20 protein-coding genes are annotated in these 22,292 nt (G+C 66.7%); 5 read left to right on the forward strand and 15 right to left on the reverse strand.

The annotated features are described in order from the left end of the window. Nucleotides 1-23: 23 nt before the first annotated feature. The 3 genes from ACFQQD_RS03410 to ACFQQD_RS03420 form a co-directional block, all read right to left on the reverse strand. Complete coding sequence (locus ACFQQD_RS03410) at nt 24-1,256, reverse strand: ROK family protein (RefSeq protein ID WP_378086244.1); 1,233 nt, start codon at nt 1,254-1,256, stop codon at nt 24-26. A gap of 63 nt (nt 1,257-1,319) precedes the next feature. Next, nucleotides 1,320-2,432 carry an ABC transporter permease gene (locus ACFQQD_RS03415; protein ID WP_378086246.1) on the reverse strand — a complete coding sequence of 371 codons (1,113 nt, stop codon included), beginning with the start codon at nt 2,430-2,432 and terminating at the stop codon, nt 1,320-1,322. Next, nucleotides 2,429-3,949: a sugar ABC transporter ATP-binding protein gene (locus ACFQQD_RS03420; RefSeq protein WP_378086248.1), complete on the reverse strand. Its 1,521-nt coding sequence runs from the start codon at nt 3,947-3,949 to the stop codon at nt 2,429-2,431. Before ACFQQD_RS03420 ends, ACFQQD_RS03415 begins: the two co-directional genes overlap by 4 nt. Before the next feature lie 152 nt (nt 3,950-4,101). On the opposite strand from ACFQQD_RS03420, the gene ACFQQD_RS03425 reads away from it, so the two are divergent. From ACFQQD_RS03425 to ACFQQD_RS03435, 3 genes are all read left to right on the forward strand, one after another. Then, nucleotides 4,102-5,145, forward strand: coding sequence for a substrate-binding domain-containing protein (locus tag ACFQQD_RS03425; RefSeq protein ID WP_378086250.1), 1,044 nt, complete (start codon nt 4,102-4,104; stop codon nt 5,143-5,145). A 45-nt stretch (nt 5,146-5,190) separates the two neighbouring features. Then, nucleotides 5,191-6,339, forward strand: coding sequence for a Gfo/Idh/MocA family protein (locus ACFQQD_RS03430; RefSeq protein WP_378086252.1), 1,149 nt, complete (start codon nt 5,191-5,193; stop codon nt 6,337-6,339). 65 nt (nt 6,340-6,404) lie between these two features. Continuing rightward, the gene (locus ACFQQD_RS03435; RefSeq protein WP_378086254.1) at nt 6,405-7,406 is read left to right on the forward strand and encodes a sugar phosphate isomerase/epimerase family protein; all 1,002 of its coding nucleotides are present in this window, start codon (nt 6,405-6,407) and stop codon (nt 7,404-7,406) included. Nucleotides 7,407-7,424: 18 nt separating this feature from the next. Here the strand turns inward: ACFQQD_RS03435 and ACFQQD_RS03440 are convergent, their stop codons facing one another. The 8 genes from ACFQQD_RS03440 to ACFQQD_RS03475 form a co-directional block, all read right to left on the reverse strand. Further along, nucleotides 7,425-8,543: an NAD(P)-dependent alcohol dehydrogenase gene (locus ACFQQD_RS03440; RefSeq protein WP_378086256.1), complete on the reverse strand. Its 1,119-nt coding sequence runs from the start codon at nt 8,541-8,543 to the stop codon at nt 7,425-7,427. Between the two features lie 90 nt (nt 8,544-8,633). Then, entirely contained in the window at nt 8,634-10,058 is a 1,425-nt protein-coding gene (locus tag ACFQQD_RS03445; RefSeq protein ID WP_378086258.1) for an MFS transporter, read from the reverse strand. A gap of 2 nt (nt 10,059-10,060) precedes the next feature. Beyond that, nucleotides 10,061-10,792, reverse strand: coding sequence for a nuclear transport factor 2 family protein (locus tag ACFQQD_RS03450; protein WP_378086260.1), 732 nt, complete (start codon nt 10,790-10,792; stop codon nt 10,061-10,063). 77 nt (nt 10,793-10,869) lie between these two features. Beyond that, nucleotides 10,870-12,420 (reverse strand): carotenoid oxygenase family protein, encoded by a 1,551-nt coding sequence (locus tag ACFQQD_RS03455; protein WP_378086262.1) that lies wholly within the window; start codon nt 12,418-12,420, stop codon nt 10,870-10,872. A gap of 28 nt (nt 12,421-12,448) precedes the next feature. Further along, on the reverse strand, nt 12,449-14,041 hold the full coding sequence (locus ACFQQD_RS03460) for an aldehyde dehydrogenase family protein (RefSeq protein WP_378086264.1): 1,593 nt from the start codon (nt 14,039-14,041) through the stop codon (nt 12,449-12,451). Then, nucleotides 14,034-14,753, reverse strand: coding sequence for a nuclear transport factor 2 family protein (locus tag ACFQQD_RS03465; RefSeq protein ID WP_378086266.1), 720 nt, complete (start codon nt 14,751-14,753; stop codon nt 14,034-14,036). The genes ACFQQD_RS03460 and ACFQQD_RS03465 overlap by 8 nt, the downstream gene beginning before the upstream one ends. A gap of 250 nt (nt 14,754-15,003) precedes the next feature. Next, the gene (locus ACFQQD_RS03470) at nt 15,004-15,777 is read right to left on the reverse strand and encodes an IclR family transcriptional regulator (protein WP_378086268.1); all 774 of its coding nucleotides are present in this window, start codon (nt 15,775-15,777) and stop codon (nt 15,004-15,006) included. Between the two features lie 9 nt (nt 15,778-15,786). After that, the gene (locus ACFQQD_RS03475) at nt 15,787-16,533 is read right to left on the reverse strand and encodes an IclR family transcriptional regulator (protein WP_378086270.1); all 747 of its coding nucleotides are present in this window, start codon (nt 16,531-16,533) and stop codon (nt 15,787-15,789) included. 234 nt (nt 16,534-16,767) lie between these two features. On the opposite strand from ACFQQD_RS03475, the gene ACFQQD_RS03480 reads away from it, so the two are divergent. After that, nucleotides 16,768-17,850, forward strand: a complete 1,083-nt coding sequence (locus ACFQQD_RS03480; RefSeq protein ID WP_378086272.1) for an amidohydrolase family protein — start codon at nt 16,768-16,770, stop codon at nt 17,848-17,850. A 59-nt stretch (nt 17,851-17,909) separates the two neighbouring features. Next, nucleotides 17,910-18,965, forward strand: a complete 1,056-nt coding sequence (locus tag ACFQQD_RS03485; RefSeq protein ID WP_378086274.1) for an ABC transporter substrate-binding protein — start codon at nt 17,910-17,912, stop codon at nt 18,963-18,965. A gap of 71 nt (nt 18,966-19,036) precedes the next feature. Here ACFQQD_RS03485 and ACFQQD_RS03490 read toward each other — a convergent pair whose 3' ends face one another. The 4 genes from ACFQQD_RS03490 to ACFQQD_RS03505 form a co-directional block, all read right to left on the reverse strand. Beyond that, on the reverse strand, nt 19,037-19,759 hold the full coding sequence (locus ACFQQD_RS03490; RefSeq protein WP_378086276.1) for an NUDIX domain-containing protein: 723 nt from the start codon (nt 19,757-19,759) through the stop codon (nt 19,037-19,039). Beyond that, the gene (locus tag ACFQQD_RS03495; protein WP_378086278.1) at nt 19,734-20,576 is read right to left on the reverse strand and encodes a sugar phosphate isomerase/epimerase family protein; all 843 of its coding nucleotides are present in this window, start codon (nt 20,574-20,576) and stop codon (nt 19,734-19,736) included. The genes ACFQQD_RS03490 and ACFQQD_RS03495 overlap by 26 nt, the downstream gene beginning before the upstream one ends. A 1-nt stretch (nt 20,577) precedes the next feature. Next, the gene (locus ACFQQD_RS03500) at nt 20,578-21,357 is read right to left on the reverse strand and encodes an SDR family NAD(P)-dependent oxidoreductase (protein WP_378086280.1); all 780 of its coding nucleotides are present in this window, start codon (nt 21,355-21,357) and stop codon (nt 20,578-20,580) included. Between the two features lie 73 nt (nt 21,358-21,430). Beyond that, nucleotides 21,431-22,288, reverse strand: coding sequence for an SDR family NAD(P)-dependent oxidoreductase (locus ACFQQD_RS03505; protein ID WP_378086282.1), 858 nt, complete (start codon nt 22,286-22,288; stop codon nt 21,431-21,433). Nucleotides 22,289-22,292 lie beyond the last annotated feature (4 nt).

Genomic DNA, 22,292 nt, shown 5'->3' on the forward strand with positions numbered 1-22,292 from the left:
TGCCCCATTGAATCAGTCGTGGACTACTTCGTGGCGCCGACCCCGGCCGGTGGTGCGGAAAGCCCATTGACCATGGCGTCGATGCGTTGCGGTGACAACGCGTGGTGGATGGCCAGCATGCTCGCACCCAGCACGCCGGCGTCGAGCCCGGAGCCGGACTGGACGATCTGCAAATGCTGCGTCGCCAAGGGGATGGTGCGGGAGTAGACGACCTCACGGATGCCGGCGATGAGGTGCTCACCGGTCAGCGTCATGGAGCCGCCGACGACGATCACAGAGGGGTTGATGAGGCTGATGCAGGCGGACAGGACGTCGCCCACGTCCCGGCCGGCCTGACGGACCGCGTGGACGGCGTCGGTGTTTCCAGCCTGAACCAACCGGACCACGTCCTCACTCGTGCGGGCCTCCAGGCCACGGTCCCGCAGCTTGGCGGCGACAGCCGGACCCGAGGCCACGGCCTCCAGGCAGTCCTCGTTGCCGCAATGGCACGGAACGCCACCGCCGTGGTGCACCCTGATATGCCCGATGTCCCCCGCCACGCCGTCTGCTCCGCGCTGCAGCCGGCCGCCGGCGACGATGCCTGAGCCGATGCCCGTGGCCACCTTGACGAAGAGCAGGTCGTCCACAGAGGGCCAGGCCACGTTGCGCTCGCCGAGCGCCATGATGTTGACGTCGTTGTCCACCAGCACCGGCACGCGGAAATGGTCGTGCAGGAACCCGGGGACGTCGAAGCCGTTCCAGCCGGGCATGATCGGCGGGTTGATGGGCCGGCCCGTGCGGTGTTCCACGGGCCCCGGCACGCCGATGCCGATCGCCAACAGGTCGGCCGCGGTGCGGTCCGATTCCGCCAGCAGTCCGTTGGAAAGCTCGACGACGGCCTGCAGCACCACGTCCGGCCCTTGGGCGACCTCGATGGTGCGGGTGGCCTCGCGGACTCGGTGCCCGGCGAGGTCGGTCACGGCCACCCGTAAGTGCGATGCGCCGATATCCACACCGAGCACGACTCGACTCCCGGCCCGTAGAGCGATGCGTGAGGACGGGCGGCCACCGGTGGGAACCGAGTCATCGACGAAACCGACCAGTCCCAGCTCCATCAGGGCCTCGATGCGCAGCGTCACGGTGGAGCGGGCCAGACCCATGCGCTCAGCCAGTTCCGTCCGGGTCCGGGGCTGTCCGTCGCGGAGGATCTGGAACAGATCGCTGGCACCCGATCCGCCCGATCCATCCAGGCCACCGAACGTGCTTATGTCACTCATCGACTCATTACAGCACAGGTTTCGACGGAACACGTCGCTGGTTTCGGGCACAGGGCGATAGCCCTAGACCTTGAGTGGTTTCGCCTTGGCCCGGCGTTCATTGCGGGCGGCGAAGCGCTGTTGCAGCAGGACGGCGACCACGATGATGACCCCCTTGGCCAGCGCCTGCACGGAGGTGTCCATATTGTTCTGCGTGAACACGTTGGTCAGCGTGCTGAAGATCAGCACACCCAGCACGGTACCCACAATGGTGCCGCGGCCGCCGCTGAGCAGCGTTCCTCCCACCACGACGGCGGCGATCGCCTCGAGCTCGAAGAGCAGCCCGTGCGTCGAGGTGCCGGCCGTGGTGCGGCCCATCATCATGAGTCCGGCGATGCCGGCCGCGAACCCGGCCAGAACATACAGCATGACCAGGTGACGCTTGACCTTGATACCGGCCAGGCGGGACGCCTCGAAGTTACCTCCGATCGCAATGGTGCGGCGGCCGAAGGTGGTGCGGTTGAGCAGGAACCAGCCACCCACGGCCACCAGGAGGAAGATCCACACGAGCACGGGGATGCCAAGAAAGTCGGCTCGCATGAATCCCAGGAAGTCGCGGTTGTTCACGATCAGGGTCCGGCGCCCGGAGATCAGCTCGGCCAAACCGCGAGCGCCCACCAGCATGGCCAGCGTGGCGATGAAGGCGACCACGTTGCCGTAGGCGATGATCACGCCGTTGACGAGTCCCGCGACCGCGCCCACGGCGAGCGCGATCAGCACCATCAGCAGCCACGAGGACTGTGTCGCGGCCAGCTGGACGGCGGTGAGGCTTGCCACCACCGTGGTCAGACCCATCACCGAGCCGACGGACAAGTCGATGCCCCCGGCCGTGATGACGAAGGTGACGCCCACGCTGATCACGCCGATGATCGAGGCGTAGCGAAGAATGGTGAGGATGTTCTCGATCGCCAAGAAACGTTCTCCGCTGGTGATGAAGCCGATCGCGAAGAGCGCCGCCAGGGCGATCAGGAGGCCTAGGCTGCGGGCGCCGGAGCCGTGCAGGAAACTCGTGCCCGGGGCCGCGCTGCCCCGGGCCGTACTGCCAGGGGCATGGCTGCCGGAGGCCGTGCCGCCGGAGCCGGAATCGGAGTCCGGGGCCGAACGCTGTTCGGCCACCGGGGTCTTCTGCTCGCTCACGCGGCACTTCCCTTCATGACGAGGTCGAGCACTCCGTGCTCGTCGATTTCCGTGGCCTCGGTGTGGGCGAGGAGGCGTCCGTCATCGATGACGAGCACGTTGTCCGCCAATCCGATGACCTCCTCGATCTCACTCGAGATGACGATGATGGCGGTGCCGGCCGCGGCGAGACGCCGAATGAGCGTGTAGATCTCCGCGCGAGCGCCGACGTCGACTCCCCGTGTCGGCTCGTCCAGCAGCAGGACCGGGGTCCCGTGCACCAGCCAACGGGCCAGCAGGATCTTCTGCTGATTGCCACCGGAAAGCGTACGGGCGGGACGGTCGGGATCATCCGGACGCAGCTCCAGGGCCGCGATCTGTTCACGGGCCGCCTGTCGTTCGGCCGACTCGTGAAGAAAGCCGGTCCGGGAGAAGCGCTCGAAGGTGGACAGGGTGACGTTTTTGTAAACGGGTTCGTCGAGGATGAGGCCCTGGCTCTTGCGCTCCTCCGGAGAGAGGCCGATGCCGGCGTGGACGGCCGCGCTGACCGAGCCGGGTTTGAGCCTGCGCCCGTTCACGGTGACACGTCCGGACGTCGGCTTTCGGGCGCCGTAGATGGTCTCGATGATCTCCGAACGCTGTGAGCCCACCAGGCCGGCAAAGCCGAGAATCTCACCCGCGCGGACCGAGAAGCTGACCTTGTCGAAGTGGCCCTCGAGTTCCAGGCCGTCGACGTCGAGCACCACCGGCGCATCAGGAGTGACTGGCGCCCGGGCCGGGAACACATTGGCGACGTCCCGGCCGGTCATCAACCGGATCAGTTCCGCCGTGGGGGTCTCGGTGACATGGAGACCGTTCGCCGTGCTCCGACCGTCCTTGATCACGGAGATGCGGTCACCGATCTGACGAATCTCCGCCAGACGGTGGGAGATGTAGACGACGGCGATGCCTTGAGAGGTGAGTTCACGGACCACCCGGAAAAGGTTCTCGACTTCGCCGGAGTCCAGGATGGCGCTCGGCTCATCCATGATGATCAACTTGGCGTCCCGAGAGAGAGCGCGAGCCATGCTCACGATCTGCTTGCTCGCCACGGAGAGCGAACCGACTTCGCGTGACGGCGAGAGATCGCCGTGGCCGAGTCGCTTCAAGAGGGCACGGGCACTCGCGTTCGCCTCCTTGACGTGCAGCACTCCCCCGGTCGCCCGTTCGTGCCCCAGGAAGATGTTCTCCGCGACGCTCAACCCGTCGACGACGTCGAGTTCCTGGTACATGGTGGCGATGCCCAGTTCCAGCGCCGCGGTGGGGCTGTCGAGCTCAACCTTCTCCCCGTCCCAGAAGATTTCCCCCGCGTCCTGCCGATACACGCCGGACAGGGTCTTGATGAGGGTGGACTTGCCGGCGCCGTTCTGGCCCATCACGCAATGGACCTCCCCGGCGCGCACGTCGAGATCGATCCCCTTGAGGGCCTGAACCGCAGCAAAACGCTTGGAGAGGCCCCGCGCCTGGAGCAGCGGTCGCGACTGATCGTCTTCCACCATGTGACGAACCTAACACATTACGTCGGCCATCGGTAGAAGGGCGTCGATTTCCCGTGGCCTTCTGTGTATTGTGACTGGCATCACGTCTTCGGGCAGTCCTCGAAAAGTCGGCGGCACCCGGCTCAGACGCACCTACTCATGAGGAGACAGTCATGCACGCAGTTCCCACGAGACGGAAAATGCTGGTCACCACCGGTGCACTCCTGGCGCTCGGTGCCCTTGTCACCGGCTGTTCGTCGGAAGCCGGTAGCGGCAACGCCCAGCCCACCAACGCCACGGTGGAGGGGAATGAGGAAGAGGGCGAGACCGTCGTCATCGGCTTCTCGGGCCCCGCCGCCGACCACGGCTGGCTCGGTGCCATCAACTCCGCCGCCATTGCCGAGGCCGACAAGTTCGGTGACATTGAGTTCCGCGTTGCCGAGGGCACCAATGACGCCAATCTGCAGATCAGCCAGGTCGAGGGATTCATCAACGATGAGGTGGACGCCATCGTCCTGCTGCCCACGGACGGCGCCGCACTGACCTCCGTCGCCACCCGGGCCATGGAGGCCGGCATCCCCGTGGTCAACGTCGACCGCGAGTTCTCCCATCCGGCGGCGGCCCGCACCACGATCCTCGGGGACAACTACGGCATGGGTCGCAGCGCGGGTGAGTACATCTGCGAACGGCTGGGCGATGACCCCGACGCCGTCGTCGCCGAGGTGGCCGGCATCGATTCCCTGCCCCTGACCCAGGACCGCAGCGAGGGCTTCAAGGACGCACTGGACACGTGCGGCTTGGACGTGGACAACCGCGTTGCCGCCGACTTCACGGTCCAGGGCGGCGAGTCCGCCACGTCGCAGTTGCTCTCGGCCGCACCGGAGATCGACGCCTTGTGGAACCACGACGACGACCAGGGCATCGGCGTGCTCTCGGCCATCGACAACGCCGGGCGAGACGAGTTCTTCATGGTCGGCGGCGGAGGCTCGGCCAACGCCATGCGAGAGATCCAGTCGGGAGAGAGCGTGCTCGAGGCCACGGTGGTCTATCCGTCCACTCAGGCCGCGGACGGTGTCAAGCTCGCCCGCCTGATCGCCCAGGGCAAGGCGATGAGCGACCTGGTGGAGGTGGAGGTTCCCAAGCGGATCGTGCTGAACGCCCCCGTGGTCACCTCGGAGAACGTGGAGGAGTATCTCCCCACGGCCTTCGAGTCCTAGACCGCCCGCTCGTCAACCGGCCGCTGCCCGACGCAGGAGAACACCATGCCACACCACGTACCGCCGCTGAGGATCGCACTGATCGGGCACGGCTTCATGGGCGCCGCCCACTCGCAGGGATGGCGGGTGGCGCCCCGGTTCCACGACCTGCCGGCCCAGCCGGAGATGACCTTGCTCGTGGGCCGCCATGCCGCCGGCGTGGACGCCTCGGCCGCCCAGTGGGGATGGAACGAGACGTCGACCGACTGGCGCGCCGCCGTCGAGCGGGACGACATCGACGTGGTGGATATCGTCACGCCCGGTGGCTCGCACGCCGAGATCGCCATCGCGGCGCTGGAGGCCGGCAAGCATGTGCTGTGCGAAAAGCCTCTCGCCAACACCCTCGAGGAAGCCGAGGCGATGGCCGCGGCCGCCGAACGGGCCGGGAAAGACGTCTTCGCCATGGTCGGCTTCACTTACCGCCGAGTGCCCGCCGCCGCCTTCGCCCGGGATCTCGTCCGGTCGGGTGCGGTCGGCGAGATCCGCCACGTCCGTGCCGCCTACCTGCAGGACTGGCTGCACGACGCCGAGGCTCCCCTGAGCTGGCGGCTCCAGCAAGAGCACGCCGGCTCAGGGGCACTCGGTGACCTGGGGGCCCATGCCGTCGACCTGGCCCAGTTCATCACGGGGCAACAGGTGACCGGAGTCAGCGGCCTCCTCCACACCTTCGTCCACGAGCGGCCGCTGCCCGGGCTAGAGTCTGGGCGCGGCGCGGTGTCCGTCGACGACGCCGCGCTCTTCACCGGCCGTTACACCGGCGGAGCCATCGGTTCCTTCGAGGCCACCCGCATGGCGACCGGTCGCAAGAACTCCCTGCGCATCGAGGTCTCCGGCTCCCACGGGGCGATCTCGTTCGACCTGGAGAACTTCAACTCACTGGGTTTTTATGATGCCACCGCTCCCGGCACCCGCCAGGGCTTCACGAACATCATGGTCACCGAACCGGAGCATCCCTACATGTCCGCCTGGTGGCCCACCGGCCATCCGCTCGGCTACGAGCATGGCTTCGTGCACCAGGCCAAAGACTTCGTCGAGGCCGTCGCACAGGGCAGGCAACCGGAACCCTCCTTCGCCGACGGCTACCAGGTCCAGCGCGTCCTCGACGGCGTCCAGCGCAGTTCCGCGCAGCACAGCGTCTGGACGGAGACCCTCTAACCCCGCTGGTCTCGCCGCACCACAGAACTCGACCCGACCCAGACCCGATCAACAGGAGTCATCGGATGGCACGCAACTTCACCTTGTTCACCGGCCAATGGACGGATCTGCCTCTGGAGGAGGTGGCCCGTCTCGCAGCCGGCTGGGGCTACGACGGGCTGGAGATCGCCGTCTCCGGCGAACACCTCGACGCCTGGCGCTGGGATGACGAGGACTACATCGCCGAGCGCCTCGACATTCTCCACCGGCATGGACTGAAGGTCTGGGCGATCTCCAATCACCTAAAGGGACAGGCCGTCTGTGACGACCCGATCGACTTTCGCCACGAGGCGATCGTCGGCGCCACGGTGTGGGGCGACGGCGACCCAGAAGGCGTCCGCCAGCGCGCCGCCGAAGAACTGAAGAACACGGCGAGGCTGGCCCGGCGGCTGGGAGTGGACACCGTCGTCGGGTTCACCGGTTCCTCGATCTGGCAATACGTGGCCATGTTCCCGCCCGTGCCGGCCGACGTCATCGACGCCGGTTACCGGGACTTCGCCGACCGGTGGAATCCCATCCTCGACGTCTTCGACGAGTGCGGGGTGCGATTCGCGCACGAGGTGCACCCCTCGGAGATCGCCTACGACTACTGGTCCACCGTCAAGACCTTGGAAGCAGTGGGCCACCGCGAGGCCTTCGGGCTCAACTGGGATCCGAGCCACATGATGTGGCAGGGCATCGATCCGGTGGCGTTCATCGCCGACTTCGCCGACCGCATCTACCACGTCGACTGCAAGGACACCCGGATGCGCATGGGCGGCGGCCGCAATGGCGTGCTCAGCTCTCACCTCGCCTGGGGAAACCCCCGACGCGGTTGGGACTTCGTCTCCGTCGGACGCGGGGACGTCCCCTGGGAGGACGCGTTCCGCACCCTGGCCGCCGTCGGCTACCGCGGGCCGATCTCGATCGAATGGGAGGACGCCGGCATGGACCGGCTCCACGGGGCCCCCGAGGCACTGGCGGCCCTGAAGAAGCTGGACTTTCCGGCGTCGTCCGCCTCTTTCGACGCGGCCTTCAAGCAGAACTGAGCAACAGTTGCGCCGAACTCAGACCTCGCTGATCCGCAGGATGGGCTTGATGGTCTCCCCGGACTTGGAGTCGGCGAAGGCCTGCTCCACCTGATCGAAGCCGTAGTACTGCACCAGCTCGTCGAAGGGGAACCGGCCTTGGCGATAGAGGTCGATCAGCGCGGGGATCAGGTTCTGTGAGGTCCCGGAACCGCCCAGGGTGCCGACCACGTGCTTGCCCCAGAGGGTCTGCTGGTGGTCCAGGCTGAACCGGGCCTGCGCGGGAGCGCCGCCGATGAGGATCAGCGTGCCGAGCATGCCGATGGCCTCAGCGGCCTCTTCGATGACGGGAATGACGCCGGTGCAGTCCAGCACGTAGTCCGCCGGGCCGCCGCAGATCTCCAGGATCTTCTCCAGGGCCTTCTCACGGCCGGAGTTGATCACGTGGGTGGCTCCGTAGCGAGTGGCCAGTTCCAGGCGATTGTCATGCAGATCGATCGCGATGATCGTGGTGGCCGGGGTATTCCGTGCCGCCATGATCGCCGCCAGTCCGACGGCACCCGCGCCGTAGACCACGAGCGATTCACCCGGTCCGGGCTGCGCGGTGTTCAACACGGCCCCGGCCCCGGTGGTGATACCGCAGGCCAGCACGCCGACGAGCTCCAGGGGCACCTCCGGGTCCACCCGCACCACGGCGTTGGCGTTGGTCAGGGAGTAGGTGGCGAAGGAGGACTGGCCGAAGAAGTGCCCTGCCATGGGCGTGCCGTCGGCGCGCGTGTAGGCCGAGGTTCCGGCCTGAGGACCGATGAAGCGTTGTCCGCTGGCCACGGCCGGGCCGAGCAGTTCACAGTAGCGGTGCTCCCCGTGACGGCAGTTGCGGCACTGCCCGCAATAGGGCCAGCCCATGACCACATGGTCGCCCTCGGAGACGGTGCGCACCCCCTCTCCGACGGCCTCGACCACTCCGGAGCCCTCGTGGCCCAGGACTCCGGGGAGCGGCATGGGCATGTCCCCGGCCTGGGTGATGGCGTCGGTGTGGCACACACCGGTGGCCACCACCCGGACCAGGACCTCGCCGGGACCGGGCTGCTCCAGCTCGAGTTCCTCACGGACAAACGGGGCGTTCTTCTCCTCGACGACGAGTGCTTCGATCTTCACGAGGTCTCCTGTTCAGTCAGTCCTGGCCGTGAGTTCCGAGGACCTCAGCCAGTTCCCATCCAGTCCGCGGTGGATTCGCGGGCGCACTGTTCAGCGTACCGAGGAGGTGCCCGGAACGACATCCACGTCCACATCCGCATCCCGGTCTGCATCCGCATTCGCGACGTGATCGGAACCGGTGGGCTCCGTACCGTCGTCGTCCTGCGGGTCCTCATAGCGAGGCCGGACGGGGATCACCAGCGCCGCTGCGACGGCCAGGATCACCGCGGAGCCGAGGAACAGCGCCGAACCGGTCCAGCCGCCTTCCATCAGGTAGCCCGCCAGAATGGGGCCGACGGTGGCGGCGATCCGGCCCAGGCCACTGATCCACCCGAACGCGGAGGCCCGCATGCGAGTCGGGTAGCTGGCCGGGATCAGCGTGTACATACCGCCCAGAGCCGCGCCATAACCGATGGCCATGCCGAGCGGGATGAACAGCGGGATGTCCTGCTGAGACAGGAAGTACCCGAGCAACCCGGCGCCGAGGGCCGTGACGAAGAGCGCGGTCACGGTCAACGGCTTGTTGGCGATCTTCAGCGAGATGAACCCATACAGCAGCCCACCGATCATGCCGCCCAGCGGGGCCAGCGTTCCGAACAGCGTGCCCAGGGCCGGGTCCGAGGTGGCCGTGGTGATCAACTGAGGGGTCCAGCCCAGATTGAAGTAGAACCAGCCCTGGATCAGACAATAGGACGCGGCCAACAGCAGCGTGATGCGCAAGACCTTCGGTGAGACCAGTTCGCGCAGTCCTACCCGGGGAGACGTCTTACCCGGTGGGGGCGAGGCGGGAAGGTCGGCGATGGGTTCCCGCCCCATCCGCGCCAACAGTCGGTTGACCTTCTCCAGACTCCGGCTCCGCTTCTGGAAGCGGGTGGAGAGGAACTGGATGGATTCCGGGAGACCGATGACGCAGATCAGCAAGATGACCACGTTGATGATCGTGCCGATCAGGAACATGCTCTTCCACCCGAGCATCGGAATGGCCGTGGCGGCGATCACCCCGGCCAGGAATCCGCCCAATCCGGTTCCGGCCGAATAGGCGGCCATGTTGAATCCCAGCCACTTGGTGGTGGAGAACTCGGCGACGATGACGCCCATGACGGCGGTGACGGCACCGATGCCGATGCCCGTGATGAAGCGCGCGCCCAGCAGGGTCTCGAGACCGGGTGCCAGCCAGGCCAGGAACATTCCCACCGTTACCAGGGCCTGACCCACCAGGCCCATCAGCCGGCGGCCGAAGCGGTCACCCATCGGAGCCAGAACCAGTGCACCGACCACCATGCCCGCCGTGGAGGCCGAGACCACGTAGCCGATATCCGAGGGCTGCAGATTCCAGTCCCCCGAGAAGTAGGGGATGGCCAGAGAGACGGCCAGGATGTCATAGCCGTCGGATATGACGGTGAGCATGCAGACGAACACTGTCAGAGCCTGGAAACGGGTCATCCGTCCATCGCGGATCCGGGATTCAACGTCCATGATCAGCCCTGTGCCGCGGGTTGGCGGGCTGCTTCGTTGTCCTCCGACTCCACGGTCTGACCCGTCACCGGGTGGGGATAGTGGAAGGGGAAGACCTCGGTGTTCGGGAAGAACTCGTACCCGCCGTCGCTGATCGTGTCCGGGCCGAAGGGGTCCTCGGGGTAGGTCACCGTCGGCCGGAACGCGTGCGGTTCGGTGCGGGCCCAGCCCTTGGCATAGTCGCCGTGCCAGAAGGGGCGGTAGTTGAGGGTCTTGATCTTCCAGACGCCGTCCACCTTCACGTACTCGTTCTCGTAGAGCCCGCCCTCGAACCACTGCTCCATGGAGGCGGTGCCGCGGAAGGTGTCCTTGGCCTGCTCGTGCAAGCCGGCCTGCATCAGGCTGCGGAAGCGAGCGCGAGCGCTCTGGCCGTCGTCGGACACTGTCACCACATCCTGATGCTGCGGGTGATCGAGGAGGAAACCGAAGACGGGACCGTTCAGCCCGTCCGTGAAGCGCTCCCGGAACCGCCCGACGTACAGCCGTCGCACGCCTTCCTTGCCCAGGTAATGGGCACCGCAGAAGAAGACGCTGCCGTCGTCAGCGAAGAGGTCCACCACCTCCTGGTACAGGCACTTGTCGAGGTAGTAGCCGTACTGGTGCTGCAGGGTGCGCACGGCCTGCTGTGCTTCCAGGATCGCCACTCGGCGGGCGAGATCCTCGAGGTCGGTGGTGGAGTTCTGCTGTTGTTCCATGGATTCAATCTCCTTCGATGTGATCTGGATCAGAGTGATCTGGACCGAATGGACCGGTGGCGGGATGTGGCTCAGGCTCAGTCGGTGCGGGCCGCGAGTTCCTCGGACGTGACCCAGTTGCCGTGCAGTCCGCGCGGAATCCGCAACGGCACCTTGAGGGTGCAGACGGGACCGCGATCCACGTGCTGGGCGTCCAGCAGCACCATCTCGGAATGCATCATGTCCCGGCGGGAGACGATGACGAACACATAGCCGTGGCCTTCGGGCGCGTCGTCGGCACCCGGCACGAACACGGGTTCGCCGATGGTGGCGTGGTCCCCCGGGTACCAGATCTTCTGCTGACCGGTGGCGACGTCGACGGCGGAGACCCAGCGGAAACCGCCCCCGGGGGCGTTGTGGCCGGGCAGATCGTTGAGCCCCATCACGCCCCACTGGTACTTGAGCGTCTCGTAGCGGTCGTCCATGCGGGGGAACTCCGCGGCGTACTGGGAGATCTTCTTCTCCGAGAAGGTGCGCCGCTGGTCCCGGGTGTCGATGGTCCAGCGGGACAGGAATCCCTTGGATTTCTCCGGATCGTGCTCCCGGTTGCCGACGATCGGGAACCACGGGAAGTACGACGACTCCGAGACTGGGGTGTCGATGTGGATGTACCGGCCGTCGTCGTGGGCGCCCATGATGTGGCTGGCGAAGCGGTTCGGACCTTCGTACCAGACGATGTTCTCGCCCTTGCCCTTGCGCGGCAGCACACCCAGGTAGACCAACTCCTCGGGGTCCCACTTGAACATCGACTCTTCCTTCTCCAACCAGTCCCGCTCGGTGCGCATGGGGATGATGGGGAAGATGACGAAGTTCTGGGTCACGGCGAAGTCATGGACCATGGAGGAGTACGGGGCTTTGAACCAGGTCTCGTGGATGATCTGCCCGGAGGCATCAGCCTCGTAGTAGGCGATGTCCCGAGTGGTCTCGCCCTTGGCGGAATAGCCGAAGAAGACCATCTCGCCGGTCTTGGGGTCGACCTTGGGGTGGGCGGTCGAGGTCTTGGAGGTCAGCGTCCCCTCGAAGTCGTACTGACCCACGGTCTCCAGCGTGTCGGGGTCCAGGATCAGCGGCGGGGAGTCCTCCTTGGCGGCGTAGAGCTTGCCCCCGTGGTAGAACACGTTGGTGTTGCCGAGTCCGCGGACCATGCCCTCGACTTCGGGCTGGTCCGTGAAGGGGTTGTGGTACATCCCGAACAGGGCCCGACCCGCCGCGCGTTCGGCCTCGAATCGGGGCGTCTTGATGTAGCGGCTCTTGTAGTCCACCCGGCCCTTGTGGAACCGGAAGGACAGGGCCATGCCGTCGTCGTTGAAGTTGCCCAGCGGCCCCTCGTCCACGAACTTGGGATACTGCCGGTCGCAGACGACCTTGAAGAAGGTGCCGTCCAGGTGTGCGGGGACCTCGCCCTGCACGCACTCCAGCCCGGCGATGTCCGCCTCCACGCGCATCGGCGCATCGAAGGGGTGCGGGGGCTCCGGGAACCGGACGGTGGGCCACACGTCCGGTTCGGGAATCGGTGTCGCCGGCTCGGTCCGGGTCCACTGCAGTTCTTCGGCCTTCACGTCGTCCTGAGGACGGTTCATGTGGGTCATGTCTTCACGTCTCCTCGTTGATCGGTTCTCAGCCGGTGGTCCGCGCGTCAGCCGTTTCCTGCAAGGCCGTCCACGGGCTGATGCCCGGGATCTGCTCGTGCGGGTCGGAGTACCGGATCACGGCATGCTCCTCGGTGAACTCGGACACCGCGTGGTGCAGGTGGTTGCGGCCCAGTCCGGACTGTTTGACGCCGCCGAAGGGCACCAACGGCACGCTGGCGCCCACCCGGTGGGCGTTGATGAAGGTGTTGCCGGCCTCGATCCGCCGGGCGACGGCAAGCGCATGATCGCGATCCCCCGACCACACCGAGGACGCCAGCCCGTACTCGGTGCGATTGGCCTCGGTGATCACCGCTTCCTCGTCGGAGAACGGCAGCACCGGGATGAGGGGGGCGAATTGCTCCTCCATGACCAGTTCGTCGTCGGCCGGCAGATCCGTCACCACGGCCGGCCGCACGAACCAGCCGTCGCCCGGTTCGAAGCCCTCGGCCCAACGGCCGCCGATGTGGACGGTGTGACCGGATTGCTGAGCATGTTCCATCAGGCGCACCGCGTTGCGGTATCCGGCCTCGGTGGTGAGGGGACCCAGATGAACACCCGGAGCGTCTCCGGGGCCGATCACCAGCTGATCCACCAGCGCGGTGAACCGTTCCACGAACTCGTGATAGCGAGATTCATGGATGTAGATCCGTTTGATGTTGAAGCACACCTGCCCGCTGACGGAGTACGAGCCCGCGATCAGCTCGCGCAGGGTCTCAGTGCTCAGGTCCGCGTCCGCCAAAACCACGGCCGGGTCGTTGCCGCCGAGTTCCAGGGCCACCTTCTTGACCGTGTCCGCGGCGGCCTTGAGCACCGACCGCCCGGTTGCCGTACCACCGGTGACGGAGACCGAACGCACGGCCGGGTCCCGGACCAACCGATCCCCGACGACGGCACCGGACCCCGGGACCACGTTCAGCACCCCGGCCGGCAGAGCGGCCGCCAGCAGGTGCAGCGCTCGGGTCAGGGCCAGCGGCGCCGCCTCCGGCGGTTTCACGACGACGGAGCACCCGGCGATGAGGGCCGGTGCCACGGCGTTGAGACAGAGATAGACGGGCGTGTTCCACGGGGTGATGATCACGGCCGGTCCCGCGGGGACTTGCTGCAGCAGCACCTCATCGGCGGAGGCGGTGCCGGGCCTCCCGGTGAGATCCTCGAACTGGCCGAGTTCATCGGCCAACGCGGCGAAGGCCCTGACCAGGTGCACCCCGCCGTTGACGTCCCCGGCACAGTCATGTGCCGGTTTCCCCACTTCCTGCACCAGCTGTCGGACCAGTTCTGCGGAGTCTCCGGCAATAGCGTCCGCCCCGGCGAGCATGGCATCGGCCCGCTGCCTCGGAGTCAGCTGCGCCCACCCCGGGAAGGCGGCGGCAGCGGCCGCCGTCGCCCGGTCCACGTCCTCCGGCAGAGACTGGGCCCCGTATCCGACCACAGTCCGCGGCGCTGCGGGATTCACCACGGGGATGGTCTCGCGGTCTCCGGTGACGGGGCCGCCGTCGATGTATGCGGAGGCGACCGGGCCGGCGTCGGGACGGTGGGTGTTCTCGTGTGTGGAGGGTGCCTCGGTGGTGCGCTCAACCATGCTTGGCCGCCTCGTTGTCCTCTGACTCCACAACCTGTCCGGTCACGGGGTGCCGATAGTGGAATGGGAAGACCTCGGTGTTGGGGTAGAACTCGAATCCCTCATCGAGGATCTGGTCCGGGCCATAGGGCGAGTCCGGGTACGTGCCACCGAGCTGGAAGTCCATCGGCGGGGTTTTGGCCCAGCCCTTGTCGTAATCGCCGTGCCAGAAGGCGCGGTAGTTCAGCCGCTTGATCTTCCAGGTTCCGTGGTCGTTGACGTACTCGTTCTCGTAGATGCCGCCCTCGAACCACTGCTGCATCGCGGCGGCACCGGTGAACGTGTCCTTGGCCTGCTCGTGGACGCCGGCCTGCATGACCGACCGGAAACGCGCCTGGGCGGACTGTCCGTCCTCCGAGACCGTGATGACGTCCTGGTGCTGCGGGTGGTCCAGGAGGAAACCGAACAACGGGCCGTTGAATCCGTGCGTGAAGCGCTCGCGGAACCGGCCCAGGTACAGCCGGCGGACCCCCTCTTTGCCCTGGTACAGCCCTCCGCAGAAATACACGTCGCCGTCATCGGCGAACAGGTCCACCACCTCTTGATAGAGGCACTTGTCCAGGTAGTAGCCGTACTGGTGCTGAAGGGTCCGCACGGCCTGCGCCGCCTCCAACACGGTGACTCGATGGGCCAGATCGGCGATGAGTTGATCGGTGTTCTGCTGCTCAACCACGGGTGAGTTCTCCTGAGGAATGTGATGTGGATCACTGGATGTGGAGAGTCAATCAGCCGTCTGCGGGCGGGCTCCACGGATTGTCAACACCTCCCGCAATGCGGAATCAGCGCTGAAGGAGGCCGCGGCCCAGAGGGCAACAGTGCCACCCCACCAGAGTTGACCCAGGAGCGATGGCCATGTTGAGCGGCCTGAAACGCTCATCGATCCTGGCTCAACAGAGGGCGGGCGAGGGGTGCCGGAACCGCTCTTACCGGCTGCCCCGGAGTCGGCGCTGGATCACTTGAGCATGCTCACCGAGGACCTCGGCGATCGCGGCGGCATCGTGCGAGGTGAGCAGGCGACTCAGCGGCAGGGTGGCGCAGAGGGACGCCCGCGGTTCGCCCGTGCTGTCCAGGATGGGCACGGCCACGCCACCGATCTCCCGGTCCACCTCACCGAGATCCATGGCCCATCCGCGGGAATGGGTCCTGGTGAGTTCACCGACCAGGTCATCCCAGTCGTGGATGGTCCGCTCGGTGACCACTTCGACGTGCCGGGTGGGAAAGCGCCGCCGCAGCTCCTCGGAGTCCAGATAGGCCAGGATCGCACGCCCGCCAGCCAGAGCGTGGGCCGGAAACACACGTCCCAGTGGAGAGGCGATCCGCACGTTGCGGGCGCCATCCATCGACTCGACGAACCGGGCATTGCGACCTTCCAGGACCACCACGCTGACGGTCTCGTCCAGCTCCTTGGCGGCCTTGGCCACGCTGTGGGCGCCGGCATCCCGCATCGCCACGGCACCCGTGGCACCCAGCGCGAGCTCATGAAGCGCCGGCCCGATCTGATACGGGGCTCCGGACTGGTCTTGACGGACGAAGCCGGCGTGGCGGCACGTGTTCAGCAGGCGATGGGCCGTGGACATGCTCACACCCAGCTCCTCCGCGGCTTCGGTCAGGGTCAATCGGCCACGCTGACCCACCAGCCGGACGACCTTGAGGGCACGTTCCACTGACTGGAGGATCTCCGAACCGTTTTCCCGCATACCGGAATGCTAGGTCACGAGCCGTCGCTCCATCTGGTCGACGAACGGCCGCAAACGGACCGCGAGATTTCGTGCATCCTCGGCTCGGCTCAGTCGAAGGTAGGGCACCGTGACCGTCACTGCGGCCACGGCATGCCCTGAACCGTCGCGCACCGACATGGCCAGAGCGGCCAACCCCGGTTGGGCCTCACCGACCTGGATGGCCCAGCCCCGGGCACGGACTTTGCCAATCTCGGCCTCCAGTTGGTCCCAGTCCTGGATGGTCCCCGGCTGAATCGTCTCCAGGTCGACTCCCCGAAACCGGGCCGCCAGCTCGTCGTCAGGCAGATCGGCCAGCAGGGCGCGGCCGGCGGCGGTGGCATGGGCCGGCGTCACCTTCCGGATGGGCCGGGCGATCCTGATCAGATGCGCACCCTCCTCCGTCACGAGGAAGCGGATGTTCCTGCCCTCCAGCACGGCCAGGCTCGTCGTCTCCAGCAGCGCGTCGGCGGCGTGCCGGAGGATGCCGTGCAGCAGTTCCGTGAGCGTCGACCCCCTGGCCACATCCACGGCGATCTGGTCCAGGGCGGGCCCCACCCGGTACGGGCCGTGGCGCACGTCCTGGCGCAAGTAGCCGGCCTCGGTGCAGGTGCGAAGCAGCCGATGAGCCATCGAGGGGCTGACCTGCAACGCTCCCGCCGCCTCGGTCAAGGACATCTCCCCGCGGGAGGCCACCAACCGCACCAATTGCAGGGCCCGATCAACTGTGAGCAGCATCTCTCTCCGGACTTCTCATCTTTTCCTCATATCGGAAAGACTGTCACCAACATGAGCCCTGTTCAAGCCCGTCTCCACCCCCGTGCAGGTGGCTCGTGGTTTTCCTCGTTCCCCTGGGAGGAAAGGTGGCCTTCTTTCGTTGTGAATCACCCTCTGGAGACCTTTACTTCTGATGACAGAGATCAGACTTTCCCGTCACCGCTGTGACTGGAAAAACCGTGCCGGAAGGGCCTCATGACCACCACCACCCCGTCCACCGAAGACTCCCTGACCACCGGCGGCGACCGCGGCTACCTGCGCATCGCCACCGAGGAGGCCTACGCCCATCCCGAGATGTACGAGCTGTACCGCCGGCACTTGAGGGACGGCTCGCTGCCGGACATCGGCTTCAACAGCCTCGTGGGGTACTTCCTGGGCAGCGAGCATCCGCAGCCGAAGTCGGTCGTCGAACGGCTTCAGGAAGCCGGGGAGAAGCGACTGGCGGATATGGACCGGGCGGGTATCGACCATCAGGTCTTGGCGATCACCGCTCCCGGCACGCAGGTGCTGGACGCCCGGGAGGGGGCCGACGTCGCCCGCAAGACCAATGACCGGCTCGCCGAGGTGTGCGCCGAGCACCCCACCCGGTTCTCGGCCCTGGCGGCCGTGTCCTTCGAGCAGCCCGACGCCGGCGCTGCCGAGTTGGAGCGCGCCGTCACCCAGCTCGGACTGAAGGGCCTGATGGCCAACTCCCATATCCGAGGCCGGTACCTCGATCACCCCGATTTCCTGCCGGTGCTGGAGAAGTGCGCCGAGCTCGACGTCCCGCTGTATCTGCACCCCACCACGCCGCCGAACTCCATGATCGCGCCGTACCGCGAGGCCGGCCTGGACGGCGCCGTGCTGGGCTTCGGCGCGGAGACTGGACTGCACCTGCTGAGGATGATCACCTCCGGTCTCTTCGACCGCATTCCCGGGCTGCGCGTCGTCGTCGGGCATTTGGGCGAAGCCCTGCCGTTCTGGGCCGACCGCATCGACCACATGCATGCCAAGCAGGTGGCGTCGAAGCGCTATGACGCCATCGGGCCCCTGGAGCAGAAGCCCTCGGACTACCTGCGGTCCCACATCTGGATCACCACGAGCGGGATGCCGTGGACCAAGCCGATCATGTTCGTCCGCGACGTGGTGGGTGCCGATCGCGTCATGTACGCCATGGACTACCCGTATCAGTACGAGCTCAGTGAGGTCGTCGAGCAAGACGAGTTGCCGATGCCCCTCGAGGAGAAGAAGGAGTTCTTCGAGCTCACGGCCCGCCGCGTCTTCAATCTGCAGTTCTGAGGCCGGCCCCACGGTTTCAGTCTGTGTCCCCGCACCGTCCACCCGATCAAGGAATCATCATGAACTCCCAGACCACACCAGCTGCCGCGCCACTCCGATGGAGCATCGCCGCAGCTCTGGCCGCCGCCACCCTGGCCTTCACCGGTTGCGGATCCGGGTCGCCGACCGGCACCGAGGACGGCGGCTCCAGCGCCGGATCCCCCGCCACGGACGGCTCAGGAGCCGGATCCGGTGAGCTGACCAGCGTCTCCGTGGGCACCATCCCGATCGCGTCCTCCACCGAGCTGCGCTACGGCGTGGCCGAGGGGATCTTCGAGGACCACGGTCTCGACGTCGAGCTCGTGGAGGGCCAGGGCGGTGCGGCGCTGTTGCCGGCCGTGCAAAACGGGTCGATGGAGTTCGCCGTGGGCAATCCCATGTCCGTCCTGACGGCCGCGGATCAGGGGCTGCCCATGAAGGTCATCTCGGGTTACTCCTGGTCAGCCCCCGAGGGTGAGGACATCAACGCCCTCGTCGCCCGCAAGGACTCCGGCATCACGGGCTTCGAGGATCTGGAGGGCAAGACCGTCACGGTCAACGCCGTCCACACCCTCGGCGATCTGTCCATCATGGAGGCCACGGACATGGCCGGCGGCGATCCGGAGAAGATCAACTTCAACGAGATGGCCTTCCCGGACATGCCCGCTCAGCTGGAGCAGGGCAATGTGGACGCGGTGTGGCTGCCCGAGCCCTTCCTGAGCCGCGCCCTGGAGGACCCGGAGAATGTGGTGGTCGGCTACCCCAACCAGGAGGTCATGGACGGTATGCCGCTGACGATCGCCTTCACCAGCGAGTCCATGGCCGCCGAGAACCCGGAGACCGTCTCAGCGTTCCGCGACGCTTTGACCGATGCGGCCGACCAGGCGGCCGAGAACGAGGAAGAGATCCGCGGCATGCTGCCCGAGTTCCTCAAGATGGACGAGGAGACCGCTCAGACCATCGGACTGGAGCCGGCCCACACCGACCTGCCGGTCGAGAAGATGCAGACCATCTACGACCTCATGCTCAAGTACGGCATGGCCGACAACCCAATGGACGTCGAATCGCTCTACGTGGAGCCGCCGGAACAGCAGTAGCACCACCGGAACAGCAGTAGGACGACCGGAGCGACAGCAGCGATAGGAGTTCCGGCACTGCAGCGCGGACATCACATCAGGGTCAGCAGTGGCTGATACCGCCCTTGGCCCTTGCGGTAGATGCGGGCCGGTCGCCCCAGGCCATTGCCACCGGGAGGCACGGCCCGCGTCTGCAGGGCGTCGAGCTGTGGTTCCATGGCCCGCCGGAAGGTGTCCTTCTGATGTGCGGCGCCCACCACGGCGTCATGCAGCTGGCGCAGCTGGGTCATGGTGAACTCACTGTCCAGCAGATTCCACGGGTCGGGGGCCTGCTGATACTCCCAGCGCACCATCCGGACCGCCCAGGCGATGATCTCGTCGTGGCTGAACGGCAACCCGCGGACCTCCGACACCGGGCGGAGCTGACCGTGACCGTGTTCGAGCCCCAGGGCCAGTGCGGACAGCGGCAGCACATCCAGATGAGTGACCGTCAGCACCCAGCCCCGCTCGTCCCGATCCGGGTCGTCGAAGACGTGCAACTGGCGCGGCGAGCGCCCCTGGATGTGCATCCTGGTCTCCAGGCACCGCAGCACGGCGTCGCTCAGCCGCTCGCGTTCGCGCAGCATGGTGCCGGGAAGCATCCATTCCCCGGCGTGGCTGCCACGGTCGCGCTTGCGCAGCACCACATTCAGCTCACCGTCGGCCACGGTCAACAGCACGACGTCGGCCGCTATCGACGGCCGGGGATAGGCCAGCAGATCGTCGCGCCCGGGAGCCATGGTCACCGGATCAGGCGAGCACGACGACAGCGTCACGAATGAACTCCTCACCGGTGGCGAACGTGGTGCCCCAGATCTTCAGGGCGTCGGCCGCCTCGGTCTGCAGGAGGGGACGGCTGAATCCCTCGACGCCGAACCTGCCGTCATAACCCAGGGTCCGGACCTCGGCGAGCACGGCGGCCAGATCCAGACTACCGGTGGAGAGCAGGCCCCGGGAGGACTGTCCGAACTCCAGGTACCCCAGATGCGGCAGGGCGTGAGCGACGGCGCCGAGGAGGTCGGGCTCCTCGATCGCCATGTGGAAGGTGTCCAGATGGATCTTGAGGTGGCGGGATCCGGACAGCTCCACGAAGCGCACCGCCTCAGCCGCGGTGTTCAGCACCGAGGTCTCGTAGCGGTTCACCACCTCGAACGTCATCATGATCCCGGCGGCAGCGGCCTCATCCGCTGCCGCGCCGACGAGTTCCGCCGTCCGGGCCAGCGCCATCCGGTCGGGCCGCGCGGAAGTGTCCCCGTGCACTCCGTAGGGAATGCCGTTGAGTTGGTCCGCACCCATCCGCGAGGCCAGGTCCACGAACCGGCGCAATTGGTCCGCGCCGCGGCGGCGCACCGCCGGGTCCTCTGACCCCACGTTCGCCTCCGGGGACTGGACCGCCATCGGAATGGGAGCCAGGCCGGCGTCGTGAATCCGCTGTGCAAGCTCCTCGACCCCGTCAGTGGCAGGGTCCAGCGGCCCGAGGACCACCCGCCGATAGCCGGCGTCCCGGAGGACGGGCAGCGACGGGTTGAAATCCCCGCTGAACGGGTCGGTGGTGAAGGCGGCGCTCTGGCAGGCCAGGTCGATGCCGGCCACCTCAGAACTCCGGCAACTCGAAGCGGTGCTTGAACACCGAGTAGCCGTCATCCACGTTGACCACGGTCCCGTTCATGGCATTGGACTCTTCGGAGAACAGGAAGGACACCACGTTGGCGATCTCCTCCGGTTCGGTCATCTTGTTGCGCAGTTGCTCCGAGGCGAACAGGTCGCGCAGCTCTTGGGGGAACTGCTGGATGATCGCCGTGTTGGCGCGGCCCGGGGTGATGGCCAGCACGCGTGTGCCGTGCTCGGCCAGCTCGTACGCCGCCGAGCGGGTGAAGGAGATGACGGCGGCCTTGGCGGCGCTGTAGGTGAAGGACAGTTCTGCCGCCTGCTCACCGTAGATGGAGGAGGTGTTCACGATGACCCCGCCTCCGCCCTGTTTCACAAACTGACGCCCGGCGGCCAGGATGCCGTAGTACACGCCGTCCTGATCGATCCGGATCATCGGGTGATAGTCCTTCTCCGGATCATGCTCGAGCAACGGCTTGCCGCCGGCGATGCCCGCATTGTTGAAGATCCCGTCCAGCCGGCCGAATGCGTCCACGGCGGACTGCACAGCCTGCTCGACGGCGGCGTAGTCGGACACATCCACGGCCACGGCGTGGGCCTGTCCCCCGGCGCTCGTGACCTCATCGACGACGGCCTGAGCACCCTCCAGGTTCACGTCCGCCACGACGACCTTGGCGCCCTTCTCGGCACAGCGGCGCACGGTGGCCCGTCCGATGCCGCTGGCACCGCCGGTGATCATCAGGACTTTGTCTTGCAGGGTGCTCATGAATACTCCTTGGCATCAGATGAAAACAGACAACAGAAATCAGGTGACAGACCCGGGAAACGGCGGATCCGGCTCAGAACATCGAGTGGGACAGGGCCAGGGCGCCGCCGTCCACGGCGAGAACAGCTCCGGTCACGAAGGAGCTGCCCGGGGCCACCAGGAACAGCATCGGCGCCTTGATCTCGGCCATGGTGCCCATCCGGGCCAGCGGAAGAGTGGACTCCCACAGGCGTTCACCGGCCTCGTCGAGCACCGCGTCGCCGCCGATCCGGGTGCCCTTGAACGGCCCGGGGGCGATGACGTTCACGCGGATGCCCCGAGGTGCCAGTTCGAGGGCGGCCTGCCGGGCGAGGTTGATGATGCCGGCTTTGGTGGCCCCGTAGGCGTACGACACCATGGGGTCCGTCCGCAGTCCCGCAGTCGAGGACGTCACGAGGATCCGGCCGTCGTCGGGCAGCACTCGGGCGGCGGCACGCACGGTGGCGAAGGTGCCGTTGAGGTTCGTGTCCACCACACTGCCCCAGGCTTCGTCCGTGTAATTGCCGATGGTTCCGTCCGGCGTCTTGTAGCTGCCGCCGCCGGCGATGCCCGCGTTGGCCACGACGACGGTCGGCTGGCCCACCTCGTCGATGACGCGGTCCAGAACCTCATCGAAAGCTCCCGGAATCGCGAGATCGGCCGCATAGGCGTGCACGGTGCCACCGGTGGCGGTGATCTCGTCCCGAACATCCTCCAACCGGGTCTGGTCACGGCCGAGCACGACGACGGTCGCGCCGGCGTCAGCGTAGATCTCGGCCGCCGCACGGCCGATCCCGCTCGAGGCGCCCGTGACGACGACGATGTCACCGTCCAGGGAGAACAGGTTCAAGACCCGGTCGGTGTTGGTCTCGGTCTTGGTGCTGGTGCTGGTCTTCGTACTGGTACTGGTCATGGGC

It is taken from the genome of Citricoccus sp. GCM10030269, from assembly GCF_042665635.1.
GTDB lineage: Bacteria > Actinomycetota > Actinomycetes > Actinomycetales > Micrococcaceae > Citricoccus.